Annotated in this window: 18 protein-coding genes and 1 pseudogene; 8 read left to right on the top strand and 11 right to left on the bottom strand. The window is 47.2% G+C overall.

What is annotated here, in order from left to right; translation table 11 throughout:
• Window positions 1–6: 6 nt before the first annotated feature.
• Genes aroE through mpl form a run of 5 tightly spaced genes read right to left on the bottom strand, consistent with a single transcriptional unit; the run spans window position 7 to window position 6,001 of the window.
• On the bottom strand, window positions 7–912 hold the full coding sequence (gene aroE / locus IEN92_RS04660; protein WP_216161016.1) for a shikimate dehydrogenase: 906 nt from the start codon (window positions 910–912) through the stop codon (window positions 7–9).
• A 43-nt stretch (window positions 913–955) separates the two neighbouring features.
• Window positions 956–1,810 (bottom strand): energy transducer TonB, encoded by an 855-nt coding sequence (locus IEN92_RS04655; protein ID WP_255539762.1) that lies wholly within the window; start codon window positions 1,808–1,810, stop codon window positions 956–958.
• A 16-nt stretch (window positions 1,811–1,826) separates the two neighbouring features.
• Window positions 1,827–3,830 (bottom strand): ribonuclease catalytic domain-containing protein, encoded by a 2,004-nt coding sequence (locus IEN92_RS04650; RefSeq protein WP_216161011.1) that lies wholly within the window; start codon window positions 3,828–3,830, stop codon window positions 1,827–1,829.
• 2 nt (window positions 3,831–3,832) lie between these two features.
• Window positions 3,833–4,567, bottom strand: a complete 735-nt coding sequence (gene fabG / locus IEN92_RS04645) for a 3-oxoacyl-ACP reductase FabG (protein WP_215375041.1) — start codon at window positions 4,565–4,567, stop codon at window positions 3,833–3,835.
• Between the two features lie 36 nt (window positions 4,568–4,603).
• The gene (gene mpl, locus IEN92_RS04640) at window positions 4,604–6,001 is read right to left on the bottom strand and encodes a UDP-N-acetylmuramate:L-alanyl-gamma-D-glutamyl-meso-diaminopimelate ligase (RefSeq protein ID WP_216161008.1); all 1,398 of its coding nucleotides are present in this window, start codon (window positions 5,999–6,001) and stop codon (window positions 4,604–4,606) included.
• Between the two features lie 26 nt (window positions 6,002–6,027).
• On the opposite strand from mpl, the gene IEN92_RS04635 reads away from it, so the two are divergent.
• From IEN92_RS04635 to IEN92_RS04610, 7 genes and pseudogenes are all read left to right on the top strand, one after another.
• Window positions 6,028–6,555, top strand: coding sequence for a TlpA disulfide reductase family protein (locus IEN92_RS04635; protein ID WP_216161005.1), 528 nt, complete (start codon window positions 6,028–6,030; stop codon window positions 6,553–6,555).
• 191 nt (window positions 6,556–6,746) lie between these two features.
• Window positions 6,747–7,196, top strand: a complete 450-nt coding sequence (aroQ, locus tag IEN92_RS04630; RefSeq protein WP_216161002.1) for a type II 3-dehydroquinate dehydratase — start codon at window positions 6,747–6,749, stop codon at window positions 7,194–7,196.
• 36 nt (window positions 7,197–7,232) lie between these two features.
• Window positions 7,233–7,700 carry an acetyl-CoA carboxylase biotin carboxyl carrier protein gene (gene accB / locus IEN92_RS04625; protein WP_216161000.1) on the top strand — a complete coding sequence of 156 codons (468 nt, stop codon included), beginning with the start codon at window positions 7,233–7,235 and terminating at the stop codon, window positions 7,698–7,700.
• A 47-nt stretch (window positions 7,701–7,747) separates the two neighbouring features.
• The gene (gene accC / locus IEN92_RS04620) at window positions 7,748–9,112 is read left to right on the top strand and encodes an acetyl-CoA carboxylase biotin carboxylase subunit (protein ID WP_215375027.1); all 1,365 of its coding nucleotides are present in this window, start codon (window positions 7,748–7,750) and stop codon (window positions 9,110–9,112) included.
• A 23-nt stretch (window positions 9,113–9,135) separates the two neighbouring features.
• Window positions 9,136–10,068 (top strand): annotated as a pseudogene (prmA, locus tag IEN92_RS08920) (50S ribosomal protein L11 methyltransferase); the annotation flags it as partial.
• 75 nt (window positions 10,069–10,143) lie between these two features.
• Window positions 10,144–10,647, top strand: coding sequence for a DUF3426 domain-containing protein (locus tag IEN92_RS08915; protein ID WP_370623902.1), 504 nt, complete (start codon window positions 10,144–10,146; stop codon window positions 10,645–10,647).
• Between the two features lie 77 nt (window positions 10,648–10,724).
• Complete coding sequence (locus tag IEN92_RS04610) at window positions 10,725–11,684, top strand: carbohydrate kinase family protein (protein ID WP_215375021.1); 960 nt, start codon at window positions 10,725–10,727, stop codon at window positions 11,682–11,684.
• 188 nt (window positions 11,685–11,872) lie between these two features.
• Here IEN92_RS04610 and IEN92_RS04605 read toward each other — a convergent pair whose 3' ends face one another.
• From IEN92_RS04605 to IEN92_RS04580, 6 genes are all read right to left on the bottom strand, one after another.
• Entirely contained in the window at window positions 11,873–12,175 is a 303-nt protein-coding gene (locus IEN92_RS04605) for a histone H1-like repetitive region-containing protein (protein WP_255539761.1), read from the bottom strand.
• Between the two features lie 23 nt (window positions 12,176–12,198).
• Window positions 12,199–12,462 (bottom strand): hypothetical protein, encoded by a 264-nt coding sequence (locus tag IEN92_RS04600; protein WP_216160994.1) that lies wholly within the window; start codon window positions 12,460–12,462, stop codon window positions 12,199–12,201.
• 39 nt (window positions 12,463–12,501) lie between these two features.
• Window positions 12,502–13,686: a ribonucleotide-diphosphate reductase subunit beta gene (locus tag IEN92_RS04595; protein WP_215375015.1), complete on the bottom strand. Its 1,185-nt coding sequence runs from the start codon at window positions 13,684–13,686 to the stop codon at window positions 12,502–12,504.
• A gap of 45 nt (window positions 13,687–13,731) precedes the next feature.
• Entirely contained in the window at window positions 13,732–16,716 is a 2,985-nt protein-coding gene (locus IEN92_RS04590; protein ID WP_216160991.1) for a ribonucleoside-diphosphate reductase subunit alpha, read from the bottom strand.
• A gap of 274 nt (window positions 16,717–16,990) precedes the next feature.
• Entirely contained in the window at window positions 16,991–17,809 is an 819-nt protein-coding gene (gene ampD / locus IEN92_RS04585) for a 1,6-anhydro-N-acetylmuramyl-L-alanine amidase AmpD (RefSeq protein WP_255539760.1), read from the bottom strand.
• A gap of 3 nt (window positions 17,810–17,812) precedes the next feature.
• Window positions 17,813–18,661 carry an inner membrane protein YpjD gene (locus tag IEN92_RS04580; RefSeq protein WP_216160987.1) on the bottom strand — a complete coding sequence of 283 codons (849 nt, stop codon included), beginning with the start codon at window positions 18,659–18,661 and terminating at the stop codon, window positions 17,813–17,815.
• 20 nt (window positions 18,662–18,681) lie between these two features.
• Between IEN92_RS04580 and ffh the strand changes: the two genes are divergently transcribed.
• On the top strand, window positions 18,682–20,064 hold the full coding sequence (gene ffh / locus IEN92_RS04575; protein ID WP_216160984.1) for a signal recognition particle protein: 1,383 nt from the start codon (window positions 18,682–18,684) through the stop codon (window positions 20,062–20,064).
• The last annotated feature ends 16 nt before the right edge of the window (window positions 20,065–20,080 follow it).

The following is a 20,080-nucleotide window of genomic DNA, read 5'->3' as shown; positions in this document are numbered from 1 at the left end:
AAAAGATTAGCTACGAAGTTTGGCCAATGCTGCGCGTGGGTCAATCACGGTAGCCAAGTGAGCACCACGCCATAATAAGAAAGCATCGGCAGCTTGCTCTACTAACATCCCTAGACCATCACTTACGCGCGCACCCCTTTGCAGAGCTTGGCGCATAAAGGCCGTAGTTTTGCCATACACCATATCGTAGGCAAAAGAACTTGGCACAAACACATTTGCTACGGCTCCAGTACTCAAAGGAGATTCGTCTGTCAGGCCTGCAGCAGTGGCATTAATGACTAAATCAAAGGCATAAGGCGTTTTTGTAACATCTTCGAGCTCTAACAAAGTTCGCGACTCTAGTGCAACCTCGTTTATGGCTGCTAGGTTAGCAAATTGCCTCACCAACTCGTCTGCTTTTTCGCTAGAGCGGTTAGCAATCACTAAACACTTTGGTGATTGCTCAAGCAAAGGACCAATTACACCTCGTGCTGCACCACCCGCGCCCAAGAGCAAGATTCGGGATTGATGCAGCGCGATTCCTTGAGCTAACAGATCTCGCACTAATCCAGCCCCATCGGTGTTGTCGCCCCAGACCTGGCCATCTTTAATCCATAAAGTATTGACTGCGCCTGCCAGCTGAGCGCGAGGAGTTAAGGCATCAGCAAATACCTGCGCATCCAGCTTAAAAGGTACGGTGACGTTGATGCCCTTCCCACCTGCAGCAAAAAAAGTCTTTGCTGCTAGAGCAAATGCGTTGATGTCAGGCTGCAAACGACCATAGTGCATTTTTTGCTGAGCCTGCTCTGCAAAGCGCTGATGAATCTCCGGCGATTTGCTATGAGCAATCGGATTACCAGCAACGGCGTATACATCCACACCGGAAAATAGGGTGGGATCTGTATGGAGATCGGCTGGATTGAGTGAACTCATGATGTGTACAGAATAAGCGAATTTCTCAGGAGTTTAAAAAATCTTAGCGCTTAAGCTCAAGGCGATCAGCACCGTCTCGAGTGAACTCAAAAGTCGAGACCCAATCGAGTACATCAATTTGATTGCGCATTTCCGAGGGAAAAGGTCCAAAAGGAGCTGATGCTCGCACGATTGCAATTGCTTGGCGGTCTAACTCAGGATTGCCAGAGCTGCGGCCGATTGAGAGACCATCCTTGCCCTGAGCGTTACTAGTGATCCGACCCTGAGAATCAACACTCACAACAATTACCAAACTGCCATACAAAGGACGGCCATTGGCACGAGGGAAAAATGCGCTGCCATAAGCCTCAATCTTTTGCCGCATCGCATCGTAATAATGGGCAAATGAGACAGCTTTTACATTCGCACCGGTTAACACTTTGCGTCGCGGATGTCGGCCATCTACTTGCAAACGCTTACCCAGCTCAGCCTCCAGCGAATTGAGTTGCGGAGCAATTTTTTGTTCCTCGCCACTCTTGCGCCCACCTGCACGCGCTCTTTGATCTTCTAGCTTTGCCAACATTTGCTTTTGTTGTTTTTCCAAAACCTCAAGGCGAGCCTCCGCTCCCAATCTGGCTCGGTGCAATGCCACAGCATCCTGGGAGTCGCTCCTGCCACCACCCTGTAGATCAGCCTGCGCTAATTTGTTGGCTTCCTTCGGAGCTGCTTTATTGCTGGCATTCACTAACACCACACTGAGGGGTGTATTCAATCGGCGACTCTCCATCTCCCCAAAACCCCAACGTACGGATAAAAAGATGAGATGAATTAAAAGAGATGCACAAAGTGCCAAACGGAATGGATGACGACGCCAGGTGCTCTGAAAATACAAAATCGCCCTGCGAAATGTTTCAGGCATCTCAAATCCTGACAATTTAATCTGGGCTACCATCTTCTTCAGCGCTCACTTCAGGCACTTCCACCTTGGCCTCAATCTCCAAAACCCGAGCCGCAGCGCTTAGCTGCAATAAGTCCACATCTGCGAGCGCAACTTGAGCACGGGTCATACGCGGATGACTTGCCAGTTCGGGAATGGGTAGATGCAGTGGGACCAATTCCAGTCTAGACATGCCCTCTTTTAGGTGCCGCACAAATACGTTTTTCGATTCACCGTCTTGAATGAGCCAACGTAAGCACCAATACTTTTCCATTCTGTCTTGATACTCACCATAAGTTTGATAGCAGGACTCAAAGTCGGCCGCAATACCCATCAAAGCAGCATCACGCGGCGGAAAAGGAGCAACCATCTTTGCAGTCACACCATGCTTAGCTAGAGCAATGAGTTGCCATTGGTTTACCAAGTCAGAATATCGACGCAGGGGAGATGTGCACCATGCGTAGTAATCCAAGCCCAAGCCTTCATGTGGGCCTGGGGTCGTTTGCATACGAGTGCGCAATGGGCCCCAACCCTTTTGGGTTCTAAATAAGCCTGGCAAGCCATGATCGGCTAATAATTGGCCAGAAGCGCTATTACAAAAAATCATCCATTCGGCAACAATCGTATCCAGAATCGAGCCGCGCTGACGTGGGGTAATTTCTACATGCTCCACCCCATTGATATTTTTGATTTGAAAATGAAAGTCTCTTGCTAAGGCATTAGGGTCAATGAGACCCAACTGCTCAGCGCGAAGGCCGTTAGCAATTCGCTTTTCTTGACGACTGGCATGTAGATGCTTCGCAGCCTTCCACAAAATCGCTAACTCAGTACGATATGGATACGAAGCGCTTTCATCTTGCAAACTCTCTTCACTCACAAGATGCTCGATATCTTCTAAACGCAAATTGGCTGCCATTGGCACCATCTCAGCACGCATTTGTAGAGAGTCTCTGTTCGCGATACCTTCACTATCAATATCCACATAGATCGATAAAGCCGGCCTTGGGGCTCCCGCATCTAAAGAAAATTGCTCAATTACAGAATTGGGCAACATCGTGATTTTGTCACCGGGGAAATAGACCGTAGACATGCGGCTACGCGCAACTTGATCTAAGGGATCATCCTTAGCGATAGCCAGGCCAGGAGCAGCAATATGGATACCCACTCGATGCCCACCATCTGCTAACTCTGTTACTGAGAGCGCATCATCAATCTCAGTTGTTCCGGCATCATCTATCGAAAATGCGTTGACCTGCGCAAGTGGTAGCTCTGCAACTGCAGCGGCATATGTGGCTGCATCTACTCCAATACTTGAGCTATGTTCAGCTCCCTGTGGAAAGTGAGCCTTCAGAAACATGCCTTGGTGATAAGCCAAGGGTGAATCAATCGCACCGCAGCGAATCATCAACTGAGCAGGAGACTCCCCAGTCTCATTGCATGCAGCTAGTAAGGCTTTGTATGCTGAAGTATTTTTATCCGGAGAAAACAATAATTGCTGAGCAGAAGACTTGAGGGTCTCGGGGAAGATACCCATTACTAACTGTTGTTGCCAAGCAGATTGTTGCTGTAGTTCTTTTTGCTTACGATCCAATGCAGCTAAGCCAGCCTGCAACTGTTCTTGTGGCGCCCTCTGAAATCTCCCCCGGCCTTTGCGACGAAAAAATACGGGAGCCCCTTGGAGAGCAATCGCCAATGCAGTCTGCTGGGAAATTGTTGCTTGAGCGCCAAAATACTCGCCAGCAACATCTACCAAGCCAAACTCTTCATCTGGCGCGCAATCCCAGAGCAATTGCAAATCAATATCTTTCGATAAAGTAGTTGCCTCATCCATCACAGCCTGAGCTTCAGGCTTTTCAAAGCGTAACCAAACTTCCTTTGCTTTGAGTTTGATCTTTTTTCCCGAAAGGCTAGTCGCCTGCCACGATTCAGCATCACCCGCTCCGGAGGCAGACTGCACAGTGGCGATCTTCATATCGCCGCCTTCTTCGTACAAAAGATTCATACTTAGAGGGAAATTCCGCCGCTGGCCTCTAAGGCAACTCCGTTGACGTAACTCGCTTCATCGCTGGCTAAAAATAAATAGACGCTTGCCATTTCTTCGGGAGTACCCAGACGTCCCAGCCAACTGCGTCTCTCGATGTCTTTCAAAATATTTTCAGGCATAGCCTTCACCATCTCTGTCGCAATAAACCCAGGGCAAACTGCATTGACCCGAATGCCTTTAGGGCCGAGCTCACGTGCCCAGGTTTTTGTAAAACCAATAACGCCGAATTTGGTGGCGGAATAATTGGTTTGACCGAAGTTACCGTATAGACCGACAACGCTAGAGGCATTCACAATAGCGCCCGAACCCACTTCGAGCATATGGGGAACAATTAACTGCGTGCAATTGAAAACACCCTTCAAGTTGACGTCAATCACCGTGTCAAATTGGGCTTCAGTCATCTTCACCAAGCGCGCATCTTGCGTAATGCCAGCGTTATTAATCAAAATATCAATACGGCCATGTTTTTGCATTACCTCATCAACCACCGCTTGAATACTAGCGCGATCCGTCACGTTCATGACATAGGCTTGCGCATTTGTAATTTGCGCAGCTGCACTCTTCACTGCCTCTAAGTTCATGTCCGCAATGATGACTGTGGCACCCTCTTGAGCGAAACGTTGGGCTGTAGCAAATCCAATTCCCTTGGCTGCACCCGTAATGATCGCTACCTTGTCTTTTAATCTATCGCCCATTTTTTGCCCCTGTGTTGATTGCTTTTTGTTGATTCATCAAGCAGTTATAGCTTGCAATATTTTTTGATGTACGCCACCAAATCCACCATTACTCATGACCAGAATGTGATCGCCAGGTTTTGCCTCCTTGGCAACCGCAGAGACTAAAGCACTCAGATCATCGAAAGCATGAGCTTTACCGGCTTCTTTGGCGTTCAGTGGAGATAAAACTTCAACCAAATCCCAACCTAAAGATTCTTTGCCGCTATTCGCGCCATAAGCAAATACCTTATCAGCCTGTTGCAGGCTATCGGGTAACTGCGCTTTCATGACACCGAGCTTCATGGTATTGGAACGAGGTTCTAGCACTGCCAAGATGCGCGCTTGACCCACGCGACGACGTAGCCCATCCACGGTAGTTGTGATTGCTGTTGGGTGATGTGCAAAATCATCGTATACCGTGATTTCATTCGCCACTCCAATAGTCTCAAGTCGACGTTTCACATTCTTAAATTCTGCCAAGGCTCTTGCAGCATTTTTGGGTGAAATGCCAATATGGTTTGCTGAAGCAATTGCAGCTAGCGCATTGAGTTGATTATGCCGCCCCATTACCCCAGAGTCAGGCGCCCATTTCACTATCGCCACCTCTTCACCAGATTTACGCACAATAAAACCATCATGTTCTTGTGAGATCAGCGACCATTCATTTGCAAGCTCTTGCCCAAAGCGCTCCACTGGTGCCCATACGCCCCGAGTAATAACGCGTTCTAAAGCGGGCTCTTCCCCATTGACGACCACTAGCCCATCACCTGGGACTGTGCGCACTAGATGGTGGAACTGGGTTTCAATCGCAGCAAGATCAGCAAAGATATCGGCATGATCGAACTCTAAGTTATTGAGTAAGGCAGTACGTGGTCTGTAGTGGACAAACTTACTGCGCTTATCAAAAAATGCCGTGTCGTATTCATCCGCTTCAATGACAAAGTATTGACTCCCCCCTAAGCGTGCAGACACAGTGAAATTGAGCGGGACACCACCAATGAGATAACCAGGCTTGTAACCATTAAATTCAAGGATCCAAGTCAGCATTGCTGATGTCGTCGTTTTGCCATGAGTACCTGCAACCGCCAAAACATGCCTGCCGTACAAGACTTGTTCGCCTAACCACTGTGGGCCAGAAATATAAGGAAGACCTTGATTGAGAATAGCCTCCATCAAGGGATTGCCGCGCGAGACTACATTGCCGATGACAAATAAATCCGGCATCGTCTCAAACTGTAATAATTGATCTGGTGAGAATCCCTCAATCAGTTCGATGCCTTGAGCTTCTAGCTGAGTGCTCATTGGCGGATATACATTAGCATCACAACCAGTTACCCGATGCCCGGCTTGCCGAGCGATTGCGGCAATGCCGCCCATGAAAGTACCGCAAATGCCTAAGATATGTATATGCATTAGCGAATTTTAGCGAAGGAGTTGCAATGAACCGAAGACAATTGCTCATGATCTGCGGAATCAGTCTCGCAGCATTGCTTGGCGGCATCTTTACTTCGCAATGGATTTCACAAACTGGCTTAGCCAGCGAACCCTCTGTAAAAGCTTTTTTTGCCAATGCTTGGCAAAGTCCAGATGGCAAATCGATTGATGTCAGCAAATGGCAAGGAAAAGTCCTCGTTATTAACTTTTGGGCCTCCTGGTGCCCGCCCTGCGTAGAGGAAATGCCGACCTTAGACCTTCTTCAGCAAGAATTTATTCAGCAAAATGTCGTATTTGTTGGCATCGGCATTGATTCACCCTCTAATATTCGCGAATTTCTGAAAAAAACACCTGTCAGCTACCCCATTGTGATTGGCGGCCTAGAAGGTAGCGGAATCTCCAAGCAAATGGGAAATACTCAAGGTGCCCTGCCTTTTACCGTGATCATCAATAGCAAAGGTAAGGCTACTTACAGTAAATTGGGGAAGATAAACGAAGAAGAGCTCAGAAAAGCGATTAAGTCTGCTTTATAGGAAACTTTGCAGAGTTTTATGGATTTTTTCACCAATCTTTTTGCCTCAAAATTAGGTAAAAATTGAAGGGATGCCTATTTTTTGACCCCAAATAGGCTCCAAATTCCACTTTTGAGAGTTTTGAGGGGGTATACTTCCAGTAGAGCATCTGAAGCAATTAAATATCTAACTGCATCTAAAAACAGGGATCTATGTCGAAAAAAGCTTCAATTCTTGTAATTCAGGGCCCAAATCTTAATCTATTGGGCACTCGTGAACCCGAGGTTTACGGGAAAACCACTCTTGAAGATATCCATAGAAAGCTAGAAGAACTAGCGAAATCACACTCTGCAGAGCTTGAAACCTACCAAAGCAATCATGAAGGTGAATTAATTGACCGCATTCAGAAGGCGAAGTTAGATGGGGTTGATTTCATCATCATCAATCCTGGGGCATTTACCCATACCAGCGTTGCCCTGCGCGATGTTTTGGCTGGGGTGGCGATTCCCTTCGTGGAAGTGCACTTATCAAACATTCATCAACGCGAAGAATTCCGTAAGCATTCCTATTTATCTGACATCGCAACAGGGGTGATTTGCGGACTTGGTGCAATTGGATATGAGTTAGCGCTCGAAGCAGCGCTGGCGCGTTTACAAAAATAAGCTTATTTAAAGAATCACGAGAGAGGAAACACTCATATGGATCTGAGAAAACTAAAAACCCTGATCGACCTAGTTTCTGAGTCAGGAATTTCAGAGTTGGAGGTCAACGAAGGTGAAGATCGTGTTCGCATTGTTAATGCAGGCGCACCCGCTCCAGTTGGTCAAGTAGTCTATTCCAACCCAGCTCCTGTGCAAGCTCTACAAGCCGCGCCAATGGTAAGCGCTTCACCTATAGCTGCCGCTATACCTGAAGCGCCCGAAGCTGAGACTGGTTTTGTTGCGCGCTCTCCAATGGTGGGCACTTTCTATCGCGCACCGAATCCTGAGTCCCCTAATTTTGTAAATGTTGGTGACTCCGTAAAAGAAGGCCAAACACTGTGCATCATCGAGGCGATGAAGCTACTCAATGAAATTGAGTCAGAAAAAGCCGGTGTTATTAAAGAAATCTTGTGTGAAAACGGTCAAGGCGTTGAATTTGATCAGCCGCTTTTCATCATTGCTTAATTTCTTAGCCTTTCCTAATAATCTTTTGTACCTAACTCAGAGCCGACATGTTCGATAAGATTCTGATTGCTAATCGGGGAGAAATTGCTCTCCGTATCCAACGCGCGTGCCGCGAGTTGGGAATTAAAACTGTAGTGGTTTACTCCACTGCAGACAAAGAAGCGAAATATGTAAAACTTGCTGATGAAGCCGTTTGCATTGGGCCAGCTCCATCACCACTGAGCTACCTCAATATGCCTGCGATTATTTCTGCAGCAGAGGTAACTGATGCTGAGGCGATTCATCCGGGCTACGGTTTTCTCTCAGAAAATGCGGACTTTGCAGAGCGTGTAGAAAAATCAGGTTTTGCATTTATTGGGCCCACTGCGGCATCCATTCGCTTGATGGGCGACAAAGTTTCTGCCAAGCGCGCCATGATTAAAGCTGGTGTACCTTGCGTGCCAGGATCTGAAGGTGCACTACCCGATGACCCCAAAGAAATTATTGCCACTGCCAAACGGGTTGGGTATCCGGTGATCATTAAGGCTGCTGGGGGTGGTGGCGGACGCGGCATGCGGGTGGTGCATACCGAAGCTGCACTGATTAACGCCGTCAACATGACTCGTGAAGAGGCGGGTCGCGCTTTTGGCAACCCAGAAGTCTATATGGAGAAGTTTTTAGAAAAACCTCGCCACGTAGAGATTCAGATTTTGGCTGACACCCATGGCAGCGCTATTTGGTTAGGTGAGCGTGATTGCTCTATGCAACGTCGCCACCAAAAAGTCATTGAAGAAGCTCCAGCGCCAGGCATAGATCGCCGCTTGATTGCCAAGATTGGTGAGCGTTGTGCTGAAGCCTGTCGCAAAATTGGCTATCGCGGTGCAGGTACCTTCGAATTTCTCTATGAAAACGGTGAATTTTTCTTCATCGAGATGAATACCCGTGTTCAAGTCGAGCACCCTGTTACTGAAATGATTACTGGTGTGGATATTGTTCAAGAGCAGATTCGCATTGCTGCCGGCCTCAAACTGTCTTATCGCCAAAAAGACATTGTTTTCCGTGGCCACGCGATTGAATGTCGTCTGAATGCAGAAGATCCATTCAAGTTCACACCCAGTCCAGGGAAAATTGGCTCATTCCACATGCCTGGCGGGCCCGGTATTCGCGTTGACTCGCATGCCTACAGTGGATATGTGGTTCCCTCAAATTACGATTCCATGATCGGTAAGTTGATTTCTTACGGCAACACTCGCGAGCAAGCAATTCGTCGCATGCAAATCGCCCTCTCTGAGATGGTGATTGATGGCATTACAACGAATGTACCCCTGCACCGTGAGCTCATGCTTGACCCCAACTTCATTGAGGGTGGTACTAGCATTCACTACTTGGAGCATCGCTTAGAAGAGCAAGCTGCAAGTCGCGGCAAGCCCTGATCTCCAGCTAATGCGAGCGCTCCATGTCTTATCGTGAACTGGTTTTCACGGTAGCAGCTGAAACCGCAGAACCTTTGGGTGATGCCCTTTTGGAGTTGGGCGCCCTATCGGTTACGGTAGAAGATGATGCTGCAGGTGGTTACGATGAGAATCCGCTTTATGGGGAACCTGGCCTCAGCCCAGAAGTCCTCGCATGGGATAGGTCATCCGTTACTGCACTCTTTAATCCCGAGATTGATGAATCTGGCAGCGTAGAATTTATTCCACAATTGCTTGCCTCGCTTCAAGAAGCGGGTTTTGCCCTATCAACACCCAAAGAAAAAATTGTTGAAGAACAAGATTGGGTGAGACTAACTCAGAGCCAGTTTGCACCAATTCAGATCGGCAAACGTATTTGGGTAGTGCCATCTTGGCACAATGCTCCGACTGATCCCAATGCGATCTGCTTAGCAGTAGATCCGGGTTTAGCTTTTGGCACTGGCAGCCATCCAACGACGCATTTATGTCTACTTTGGCTCGAAGAACAAAGCAAACTGCAAAATCAAAGTTTGCTCGATTACGGTTGTGGCTCAGGTATTTTGGCGATTGCTGCCGCAAAACTCGGTTGCAATCCCGTAGTTGGCACCGATATTGATCCCCAGGCAATGGTTGCAGCACGCAGCAACGCAGAAATCAACAGCACGCAAATTCAATTTGTTTTACCCAACGAAGATGCACCAGAACTTGCAGCACAAACGAAGTACGACATTGTGATGGCCAACATTTTGGCTAATCCATTGCAAGTATTAGCGCCAGCATTGGTGAACAAAATGCGCGTCGGTGGTCAAATTGTCCTATCTGGGGTGCTTGCGCGCCAAGCTGATGAGGTGATTGCCACCTACAGCCAGTGGCTAACCCTATCTGTTTGGAAAGAAAATGATGGCTGGGTTTGCTTACACGGCACTCTCAAGAAATCATCCGCTTTTGCTGCACCTGCTCAAAAAAAAACTGTTAAAGCAGTTTTACTAGTCTGTTTTTTTACTCTGCTGTTGGTGTTTGGCGAGCATCTTTCTAGAAATTTTTTGCTTCCAGCACTAGCGGTGCGCGTTGATGGCAGCTCAAGTGAGTTATCTGTGCGCGCTTTTTCTGCATTGCAACGCATAGATGAAAAATTGTGTGCCGCACTAGGCTGCATTAATCGCCCTGTGAGCGATTTTGCTGCATGGAAAATAACCTCTGTCACCTTATCCTCTGAAAACGCTGTAGGGGGCCTTAAATCGTCTGCAAACCAATCACTCTTGCAAGTTGAAATACAAAATCGTCTTGCGCTGGCTGTTTTGCCTCCGAATTTAGAAATCTCTCTCACAGATGCTGAAGAATCTGAGATCAAAACCATTCAACTAACACCGAAAGAATGGTTGCCGATAACTTGGCAAGAATCTCATCCTGAATTTTTGCGCAAGGGCATCCCTTCGGGTGAACTTATTCAAACCGAATTACCCATTCTTTTGCCGCAGAATGCTGCTGGCTATCGAGTGCGCGCGTTTTACCCATAGCGCTCTGGTTTTTTCTTTATTCTGTATCCCCATTCTTTACCTATCGTCATCCTCACACACCTTACTGAAAGCAATTTATGGCTAGCTTGATCTGCGGTTCTATCGCTTACGACACCATCATGAACTTTGAGGGCAAATTTGCCGATCAAATCCTGCCGGACCAGATTCATATTCTGAATGTCGCCTTCCTGGTACCAACCATGCGCCGTGAATTCGGTGGTTGTGCAGGCAATATTGCTTACAACTTACATCTCTTGGGTGGTGACGCCATCATCATGGCAACCGTAGGTGGTGACGCGGCTCCCTACATGACGCATCTTCAAGATCTGAAGATTGATCCAACCCATATTCGGCAAATTGACCAAGCATTCACAGCGCAGGCGATGATCACAACTGATCAGGCCAATAACCAAATTACCGCCTTTCATCCTGGTGCCATGGGTGAATCCCACCTCAATCAAGTTTCTGCAGTGGTCGCAGAGCGCAGCAAAAACTCCAAGGGTCCCGCCAAGTTTGGCATCGTTGCTCCCGATGGACGCCAAGGGATGTGGGAACACTGCCATCAGCTGGCTGAAGCAAACATTCCCTTTATTTTTGATCCAGGCCAAGGATTACCAATGTTTGATGGGCCTGAACTGCTCGAGTTAGTTGAAATTGCCAGCTATCTCGCCGTGAATGACTATGAGGGTGAAATGCTTTCCAAAAGAACCGGACTTAGCCTCAAAACAATTGCTGAGCGAGTGAAGGCGTTGATAGTCACCAAGGGTGCCGAAGGTGCCGAGATTTACTCCGATGGCAAATGCATTTCTATTCCGCCAGTTCCAGCAGCCAAAGTGATCGACCCAACTGGGTGCGGAGATGCATTCCGAGGTGGATTACTGTTTGGACTTGAGAATGGTATGGATTGGGAAACTACCGGCCGGCTTGCTAGCCTAATGGGATCCATCAAAATTAGCCATCAAGGCCCCCAAAATCATCAGCCCAGCAAAGATGAGATCGCTGGACAATTTAAAACCGCTTTCGGCTTTAGCTACTAAATCCAAATCAATATTAAGCAACTGGCAATAAAAAAGGGGTCTCGTTAGAGACCCCTTCGAGTAACACCCGTCTGTTTAAGGACGTGTGCCAGTTGGGAAGGGCCAAGCAGCGGCGGTTGTTGCCAATGCAGCTTTCTTAGCCGCGGGCTTTTTTACAGCAGAGCCCGCTTTCTTCGCAGCAGGCTTACTTACTTTTTTTTTGCTACGCGCTTCTTTGCAGCTGGACGCTTAGCGGCAGCTTTTTTAGCAGCTGGACGCTTCTTAGCAGCTGGACGCTTAGCAGCAGCTTTTTTAGCAGCAGGACGCTTAGCAGCAGCTTTTTTAGCAGCTGGACGCTTCTTAGCTACTTTTTTAGCAGCTGGTTTTTTAGCAGCAGCTTTTTTAGCAGCAGGACGCTTCTTAGCTACTTTTTTAGCAGCTGGACGCTTAGCGGCTACTTTTTTCTTAGCAGCTGGTTTCTTTGCAGCAGGTTTTTTCTTGGCGATTGCCATAGTCATACTCCTTCACGTGAGGATTAATACAAACTACCGATTAAGAAGACCCGACCACTCATTTCCGCTTGGTTTTGCAACCATTTGGATTTGACGAGCGAGCCATTCATCGGCGCGCGGCTTGATGCTAAGTGCTGCACGCTAATGAATCCTGGAAAAAAAGCCGTGGCCCCAAAGGACAACGGCTTCTTAAATGTGTTGGAAAAAGCAGAGAGGATAGCCCAGACACCCTTAAACAAGGGTTTTCGGATTTGAGTCTGGTTTTGTTGATTGCTAAAACTATCCAACCGTCTAATCTCCTATTTAGCCAGCTGTACGCTTATTTACTACTCCCAACTTAGCGCACCGCCGGTTTGATACTCAATAACGCGTGTCTCAAAAAAGTTTCGTTCTTTTTTCAGATCAATCATTTCTGACATCCATGGAAATGGATTCTCTTCATTTGGGAACATCGCGTCAAGTCCTATTTGCAAACATCTGCGATTACAAATGTATCTTAAGTAACCTTTGAACATCGGAGCGTTCAATCCGAGCACTCCGCGAGGCATCGTATCTTCGGCATAACGGTACTCTAATTCGACTGCTTTTTCGAAGATAGATTTGATCTCGTCTTTGAACGCGGAAGTCCATAACTGCGGGTTCTCCAGCTTGATTTGGTTAATCAAATCGATACCAAAATTGCAGTGCATGGACTCGTCCCGAAGGATGTATTGATACTGCTCAGCAGCACCCGTCATTTTGTTTTGACGACCCATTGCAAGTATTTGCGTAAAACCAACATAAAAGAACAAACCTTCCATCACACAAGCAAAAACAATCAGTGAACGGAGCAAAGTTTGGTCGGCTTCTAATGTCCCAGTCTTGAAATTTGGGTTGGTCAATACATCAATATAAGGAATTAAGAACTCATCTTTAGCGCGAATTGAGTCGATCTCGTGATACGCATTGAAGATTTCAGACTGATCTAGACCCAAAGATTCCACAATATATTGGTACGCATGGGTATGAATTGCCTCTTCAAAAGCCTGGCGCAATAGGTATTGGCGGCATTCTGGAGCGGTAATGTGGCGATATGTACCCAAGACAATGTTGTTTGCCGCCAAAGAATCGGCGGTAGTGAAGAAACCCAAGTTGCGCTTGATGATGCGACGCTCATCTTCAGTGAGACCGTTAGGATCTTTCCAAAGCGCGATATCGCGGTTCATATTGATCTCTTGTGGCATCCAATGGTTTGCACAACCAGCCAAATACTTCTCCCATGCCCACTTGTATTTAAACGGAACCAACTGATTGACGTCAGTCTTCGCGTTGATAACGCGTTTATCAGCTGCATTTACACGCAAGGCTGCACCACCCGCTAGGTTGGCAGACTCTACTGGTGCAGCTGTCGCTGTTTGTGGTGCCATTGCCACTTGATCTGGCTGTGGGCGTTGTGGCTCCACTGCAACCGGCTGCGGTGCAAGACCAGCTTTCGCTAGTGCTGGAGCAACTTCTTCTTCCCAATTCAACATAACTTTCTCCTAAATTCTTCTATTTCTGACCAATAAGCAAATGGCTTATTGGCATGCTTCACATTCTTCAAAGCCGGCATCGCCTGGGCGCATTGTGCAAACTGGGCCATCGGCTTCTACTGCGCCAGCCGCATTTGCTGCAGCTGCAGCATCAGTGCCGTTTACGCCACCACCGCTAGATACTGAGTTCAATTGACCGCTAGCCACTGTGGATTTCTCAACGTGGGTTGCAGCCATAGTGCGGAGGTAATAAGTAGTCTTCAAACCACGCAACCAGGCCAACTTGTAGGTGTCATCCAACTTCTTACCAGATGCACCAGCCATGTAGATATTCAATGACTGGGCTTGGTCAATCCATTTTTGACGACGGGACGCTGCCTCAACCAACCAGGTTGGTTCAACTTCAAAAGCAGTCGCATACAAATCGCGCAAATCTTGTGGAATGCGATCAATCTTCGACAAAGTACCGTCAAAGTACTTCAAATCAGCAATCATCACTTCGTCCCAGAGGCCACGATCCTTCAAATCACGGACCAAGTACTCGTTTACCACTGTGAACTCACCTGAAAGATTAGATTTCACGAACAAGTTCTGGAATGTCGGCTCGATACAAGCGGATACCCCAATGATGTTAGAAATAGTTGCTGTAGGGGCAATCGCTACGCAATTGGAGTTACGCATACCGTGTTGCTTAATACGAGCACGCAAACCACTCCAGTCCATGGTGGAGGAGTTATCCACCTCTACATACCCGCCACGCTCTTGCGCCAACAAGGCGACTGAGTCTTGTGGGAGGATGCCGCGATCCCATAAGGAACCCTTGTAGGTGCTATACACGCCACGCTCTTCAGCCAACTCGCAAGAAGCTTGGTATGCGTAGTAGCAAACCGCTTCCATAGAGGAATCAGCAAACTTCACAGCTTCATCGCTTGCATAAGGAATACGTTGCATATGCAAGCAATCCTGGAAGCCCATGATGCCCATACCGACTGGACGATGCTTGAGGTTGGAATTACGTGCTTTAGCAACAGCGTAGTAGTTGATATCAATCACGTTATCGAGCATGCGCATTGCAGTACGTACTGTTTTCTGGAGCTTCTCGTGATCCAAGATCAATTTACCGTTTGCATCGGTAGTCATGTGCGCAGTTAAGTTCACAGAACCCAGGTTACAAACAGCGATCTCGTCCTCATTAGTATTGAGAGTGATCTCAGTACAGAGGTTGGATGAGTGAACTACGCCAATATGCTGCTGCGGGCTACGGATATTACAAGGATCTTTGAAAGTGATCCATGGATGACCAGTCTCGAATAACATACCAAGCATCTTGCGCCACAATTGTTGCGCTGGGATTCTGCGGAATGGCTTTAATTCACCACGATCTGCTTTTTGCTCATAGGCAACATAAGCTTCTTCGAAGGCTTTACCAAACTTGTCATGCAAATCCGGAGTATTAGATGGGGAGAACAAAGTCCAGTCACCGTTTTCCATGACACGCTTCATGAACAAGTCAGGAATCCAGTTAGAAGTATTCATGTCATGCGTACGGCGACGGTCATCGCCAGTGTTCTTGCGCAACTCCAAGAATTCTTCAATGTCTAAGTGCCATGTTTCCAGGTAGGCACAAACCGCACCCTTACGCTTACCACCTTGGTTCACTGCAACTGCTGTGTCATTCACTACTTTCAAGAATGGCACAACACCTTGAGATTTGCCGTTTGTACCTTTGATATGACTACCCAATGCACGCACATTAGTCCAGTCGTTACCCAAGCCACCAGCAAACTTAGACAGGAGTGCATTTTCTTTCAACGCTTCGTAAATACCATCAAGGTCATCTTCAACTGTTGTCAAGTAGCAGCTAGAAAGCTGTGGACGTGTAGTTGCTGAGTTAAACAATGTTGGTGTACTGGACATGAAATCAAATGTTGAGAGAATTTCATAGAACTCGATTGCGCGACGCTCACGATCCAACTCATTCATGGCCAAGCCCATTGCAACGCGCATAAAGAAAGCTTGTGGCATTTCAATGCGACGGTCTTCAATGTGCAAGAAATAACGGTCATACAAAGTTTGCAGACCAAGGTAGTTGAACTGCAAGTCACGGCTAGCGTTCAAGGCTGCGGCCAAACGTGGCAGGTCAAACTCACGCATACGTGGGTCTAATAACTCTGCAGAAATGCCTTCGTTGATGTACTTTGCAAAGTAAGTGCCGTACTCAGCTTGTGTATCGCCCTGCAATACTTCTTTACCAAAAATCTCTTTACGAATCACGTGCATCAAGATGCGCGCAGTTACCTGGCTGTATGCAGGATCTTTTTCGATCAAGGTACGAGAAGCCAAGATAGCGGAGTCATACACTTGCGCCATTGGTACGCCGTCATACAAATTCTTGATAGTCTCAGTGATGATTGGGCTTGCGTCAATGTGGTTACCCAAACCTTCGCATGCAGCTTCAATAACCGTACGCAATGCAGCCATATCGAGGTATTTCTCAACACCGTTATCGCTTACTTTGATGCCAGATTCATTAGCCTGGTTGGCAGCTTGTGTTTCTGGGGATATTTCTTGTTGGGCAGCGCGCTCTTGATTGCGCTTTTCGCGATAGAGAACGTAGGCACGAGCAACGTTGTGCTCACCACTGCGCATCAAAGCCAATTCAACTTGGTCTTGAATATCTTCAATATGGAAAGTACCGCCATTAGGACGGCTACGCAATAAAGCACGTACAACTGAATGCGTTAATTGCTCTACTTGTTCACGAACGCGCGCAGAGGCTGCACCTTGGCCGCCATTAACTGCTAAAAATGCTTTGGTTACTGCGATCGCAATTTTGGATGGCTCAAATGCCACCACTGAACCATTGCGGCGAATAATTTTGTAGTCAGACAATTGGGTTGCTTGGCTACCGCCAACACCTCCGGCTACAAAGCCGGCAGAAGGAGCTTGATTAATAGCTCCGGCAGGACTCATTCCTGGATTATTGACTCCAGATTGCTGGCCTGCTGTCTGTGGATTGGCGTATGTCATGTTGCTCCTGCTTATATATAGTGATTTGGACAAAATATCGTTAAAAAACAATGGGGTATTGCGGGATTCAAAACACTACATCTAGTGCTTCGAAGTGCATTTGATACTAAGTATAGGGAAATATTTTGCCTTTGGTAAGTTTTTTCTGACAATTCTGTATTAGTATTTTTACTAAGTTTTCAGCTATTTTTGGGGTCATTTTGGTGCGGATTTTTTTGCCCTTTTTAGCTAAAGGCTAACAAAGTGAGCGTATGCTCACATACATCAATTGGTCCTAACGTGAAACTAAACCGTAGGGCAATTTTTCTGTCGAAATACCTGTCTCTTTTTGGAACTTTATCCAATCGAAATATTTTCCAGGGTCAGTTTTGCGCTCTGGGGCGATATCACTGTGCCCTGCAAATTGCAGATTGGGGTAGCTTGCCGACAACTGCTGCACCAAGTTTGCTAATGCGGTGTATTGCACATCATCAAAAGGGGTATCCCCATCACCCTCTAGTTCGATACCAATTGAGAAATCATTACATCGCTCTCTGCCCAGAAAGCTTGATGCCCCAGCATGCCATGCCCTATCTTGAGTAGAGACAAACTGAATGCACTCTCCGGCACGGGTAATTAAAAAATGGCTAGAAACTTTTTGGTCTGCAATCTCTGCAAAATAAGAATGGGCAGTTGGATCTAATTTATTTTGAAAAAAATCCACGATGTAGCGGCTTGATGCCTGATTTTTAAATTCTCCCGGCGGAAGACTAATGTGATGAATGACCAGCACATCCGGATTAATACCCTCTGGCCTTGCATCTTTATTTGGTGACACCCGCCAAGCAGCATTACCAATCCAGCCGTGTTGATCTAAGTTGTTGAGATGTTCATTTGAGCAATAAAACCGGTGCTCATGCGCAATAGCGGCCGACTGGGGAAGATGCACTTTGCAATATTGACATTGCACCATTGCCTCAGGTTCTATAGGGGTCCGAGCCTTATTGGGCTGAGTTTTTCCAGCATTCTCTTGATCAAACTTTGCCTGCTTTTTTTTCTTGAGCCAAAGATAAAAAAGGCCCGCGCCAGCAAACAGTAAGAGCCACTTAAACAAGGATCATGCTCTCTGAAGAATCACTTCCAACACAAAGCGGCTACCAACATACGCTAGCAGTAAAGCAGTGTATGCGCTCAATACCCAGCGAATCGCTGCCCTACCGCGTAGACCAACACGCCAGCGTGCAATGAGTAAGCCGCCAAATAAAACCCAAGATATCAATGCAAAAATAGTTTTGTGATCAAAGACTAGTGGTCGACCAAACAAGGTTTGTGAAAACAGTAAACCTGAAAATACCGTGAGAGTCAGGAGGGCAAAGCCGACATAGAGCAAGTTAAAAAGCAGACTTTCCATGGTCATCAAAGGTGGTAACTCTTCTAGCCAATGGGCGGCACGGCTATTGGGAACGATTGCAAGTTGGCGATGGAGTGCGCGGTCTTGTACGCTCATCAACATCGCATGCATCGCAGCCAAACTCAGGAGGCCAACTGAAATGGTTGCCACGATAAAGTGACCCTTGAACCAAGGGTCAGAAACCGCTTTTGCTGATAGCAGTGTTCCCGGAAAAATATTTGGGAGTAAGGCGCAAACGCAGGCAAAAAACAATACCATCCAACGCAAACTGGAGATCGGCAAAAACCAAGACTGAAACCAGTAAAAAGCTAGGCCAACCCAGGCAATTAGAGATAAATCTTGGGCAAAGCCAAATACAAAACCTTGTGGCGTAAAGACAGAATCATGCAATTGAAAGCCATGAATCAATAAAACGATCAAAATCGCCGCCTGAATGAACCCAGTAAATAGAGATGACTCCGCGCCACCCTTGGCTCTTAAGCTCAAAACAAGCAAAAGTAGCAAGTAAAGTGCCGATGGCAGCCAGCCAGAACTTGAGTAACCTAAAATATCCATCTGGAAAGTCTAATCGATAAATGCTAGAGAACCTCACCGACCGCCTATCACGCGTTGTTAAAACAATGCGTGGGCAAGCCCGCCTGACTGAAGCCAATACCTCAGAAATGCTGCGGGAGATCCGCCTAGCCTTATTAGAGGCTGACGTAGCCCTTCCTGTAGTCAAGTCTTTGCTTGAACAAATTAAATTCAAAGCCCTTGGCGAAGAAGTGGTTGGCAGCCTGAGTCCTGGACAGGCACTTGTTGGCGTAGTTCAACGCGAGCTCGCCCAAGTCATGCAAGGTGACACTAATCAAAGCGGTGAACTGAATTTAGCCACCCAACCTCCAGCGGTCATTTTGATGGCAGGTCTACAAGGTGCTGGTAAAACGACTTCGGTTGGCAAGTTAGCCAAGTGGCTGCAAGAGAAAAAGAAAAAGAAAGTATTGACCGTATCGTGTGACGTGTATCGTCCTGCGGCGATCGAGCAATTGGAAACTGTTACCAAGCAGGTCGGTGCAGAATTTTTCCCGAGCAACATCAACCAAAAACCAAACGATATTGCTCTCGCAGCACTCGATTGGGCCCGTCGCCATTATTTTGATGTAGTTATTGTCGATACCGCAGGTCGCCTCGGTATTGATGAAGCACTCATGCAAGAGATTAAAACTTTGCATGCCAGCCTAAACCCTATCGAAACCTTGTTCGTAGTGGATGCCATGCTCGGACAGGATGCCGTCAACACAGCTAAGGCTTTCCATGAAGCCTTACCCCTGACAGGCGTGATCCTCACCAAACTAGATGGTGACTCTCGTGGTGGTGCCGCGCTATCCGTGCGACAGGTCACAGGTGTGCCGCTCAAATTTATTGGCGTAGCCGAGAAAATGGATGGCCTTGAGGCATTTGATGCCGAGCGCATGGCCAATCGTATTTTGGGCATGGGCGATATCCTGGCATTAGTAGAGCAAGCCCAGCAACATGTGGATGTTGCTAAAGCAGAAAAGCTTGCTAGCAAAATTTCTAAAGGTGGCTTTGATCTTGGAGACTTCCGCGATCAGCTCATGCAAATGCAGCAGATGGGTGGCATGGCTAGTTTGATGGATAAGCTCCCAAGTCAAGTAGCGCAAGCTGCCTCTAAAACAAATCTGAGCAACGCTGACAAACAAACCAAACGGATGCGCGGCATTATTGATAGCATGACTCCACGCGAACGTAGTAAGCCAGAACTACTCAAGGCAAGCCGTAAACGCCGCATTGCCGCTGGCGCTGGCGTAGAAGTACAAGAAGTAAATCGCCTGCTTGCTCAGTTTGAGCAAATGCAAACGATGATGAAACAATTTAAGGGTGGGAAGATGGCACGCACCATGGCGACCATGGCTGCAAAAGGAGCCGCCAAGGGTATCGGCGGCCTCTTTAAAAAATAAACTCAGTCAATCTTGC

Source organism: Polynucleobacter sp. MWH-Creno-3A4 (assembly GCF_018881885.1).
Lineage (GTDB): Bacteria > Pseudomonadota > Gammaproteobacteria > Burkholderiales > Burkholderiaceae > Polynucleobacter.
This window is presented reverse-complemented; position numbering and strand designations above follow the sequence as displayed.

What these genes read in the sequence shown, in the direction of transcription:
- mpl (WP_216161008.1), bottom strand. Translation starts at nt 6,001, where the DNA reads ATGCATATACATATCTTAGGCATTTGCGGTACTTTCATGGGCGGCATT.
- fabG (WP_215375041.1), bottom strand. Translation starts at nt 4,567, where the DNA reads ATGGGCGATAGATTAAAAGACAAGGTAGCGATCATTACGGGTGCAGCC.
- IEN92_RS04655 (WP_255539762.1), bottom strand. Translation starts at nt 1,810, where the DNA reads ATGCCTGAAACATTTCGCAGGGCGATTTTGTATTTTCAGAGCACCTGG.
- IEN92_RS04650 (WP_216161011.1), bottom strand. Translation starts at nt 3,830, where the DNA reads ATGAATCTTTTGTACGAAGAAGGCGGCGATATGAAGATCGCCACTGTG.
- ffh (WP_216160984.1), top strand. Translation starts at nt 18,682, where the DNA reads ATGCTAGAGAACCTCACCGACCGCCTATCACGCGTTGTTAAAACAATG.
- IEN92_RS04595 (WP_215375015.1), bottom strand. Translation starts at nt 13,686, where the DNA reads ATGTTGAATTGGGAAGAAGAAGTTGCTCCAGCACTAGCGAAAGCTGGT.
- IEN92_RS04590 (WP_216160991.1), bottom strand. Translation starts at nt 16,716, where the DNA reads ATGACATACGCCAATCCACAGACAGCAGGCCAGCAATCTGGAGTCAAT.
- accC (WP_215375027.1), top strand. Translation starts at nt 7,748, where the DNA reads ATGTTCGATAAGATTCTGATTGCTAATCGGGGAGAAATTGCTCTCCGT.
- aroE (WP_216161016.1), bottom strand. Translation starts at nt 912, where the DNA reads ATGAGTTCACTCAATCCAGCCGATCTCCATACAGATCCCACCCTATTT.
- IEN92_RS04605 (WP_255539761.1), bottom strand. Translation starts at nt 12,175, where the DNA reads ATGGCAATCGCCAAGAAAAAACCTGCTGCAAAGAAACCAGCTGCTAAG.
- IEN92_RS04580 (WP_216160987.1), bottom strand. Translation starts at nt 18,661, where the DNA reads ATGGATATTTTAGGTTACTCAAGTTCTGGCTGGCTGCCATCGGCACTT.
- IEN92_RS04635 (WP_216161005.1), top strand. Translation starts at nt 6,028, where the DNA reads ATGAACCGAAGACAATTGCTCATGATCTGCGGAATCAGTCTCGCAGCA.
- IEN92_RS04610 (WP_215375021.1), top strand. Translation starts at nt 10,725, where the DNA reads ATGGCTAGCTTGATCTGCGGTTCTATCGCTTACGACACCATCATGAAC.
- accB (WP_216161000.1), top strand. Translation starts at nt 7,233, where the DNA reads ATGGATCTGAGAAAACTAAAAACCCTGATCGACCTAGTTTCTGAGTCA.
- aroQ (WP_216161002.1), top strand. Translation starts at nt 6,747, where the DNA reads ATGTCGAAAAAAGCTTCAATTCTTGTAATTCAGGGCCCAAATCTTAAT.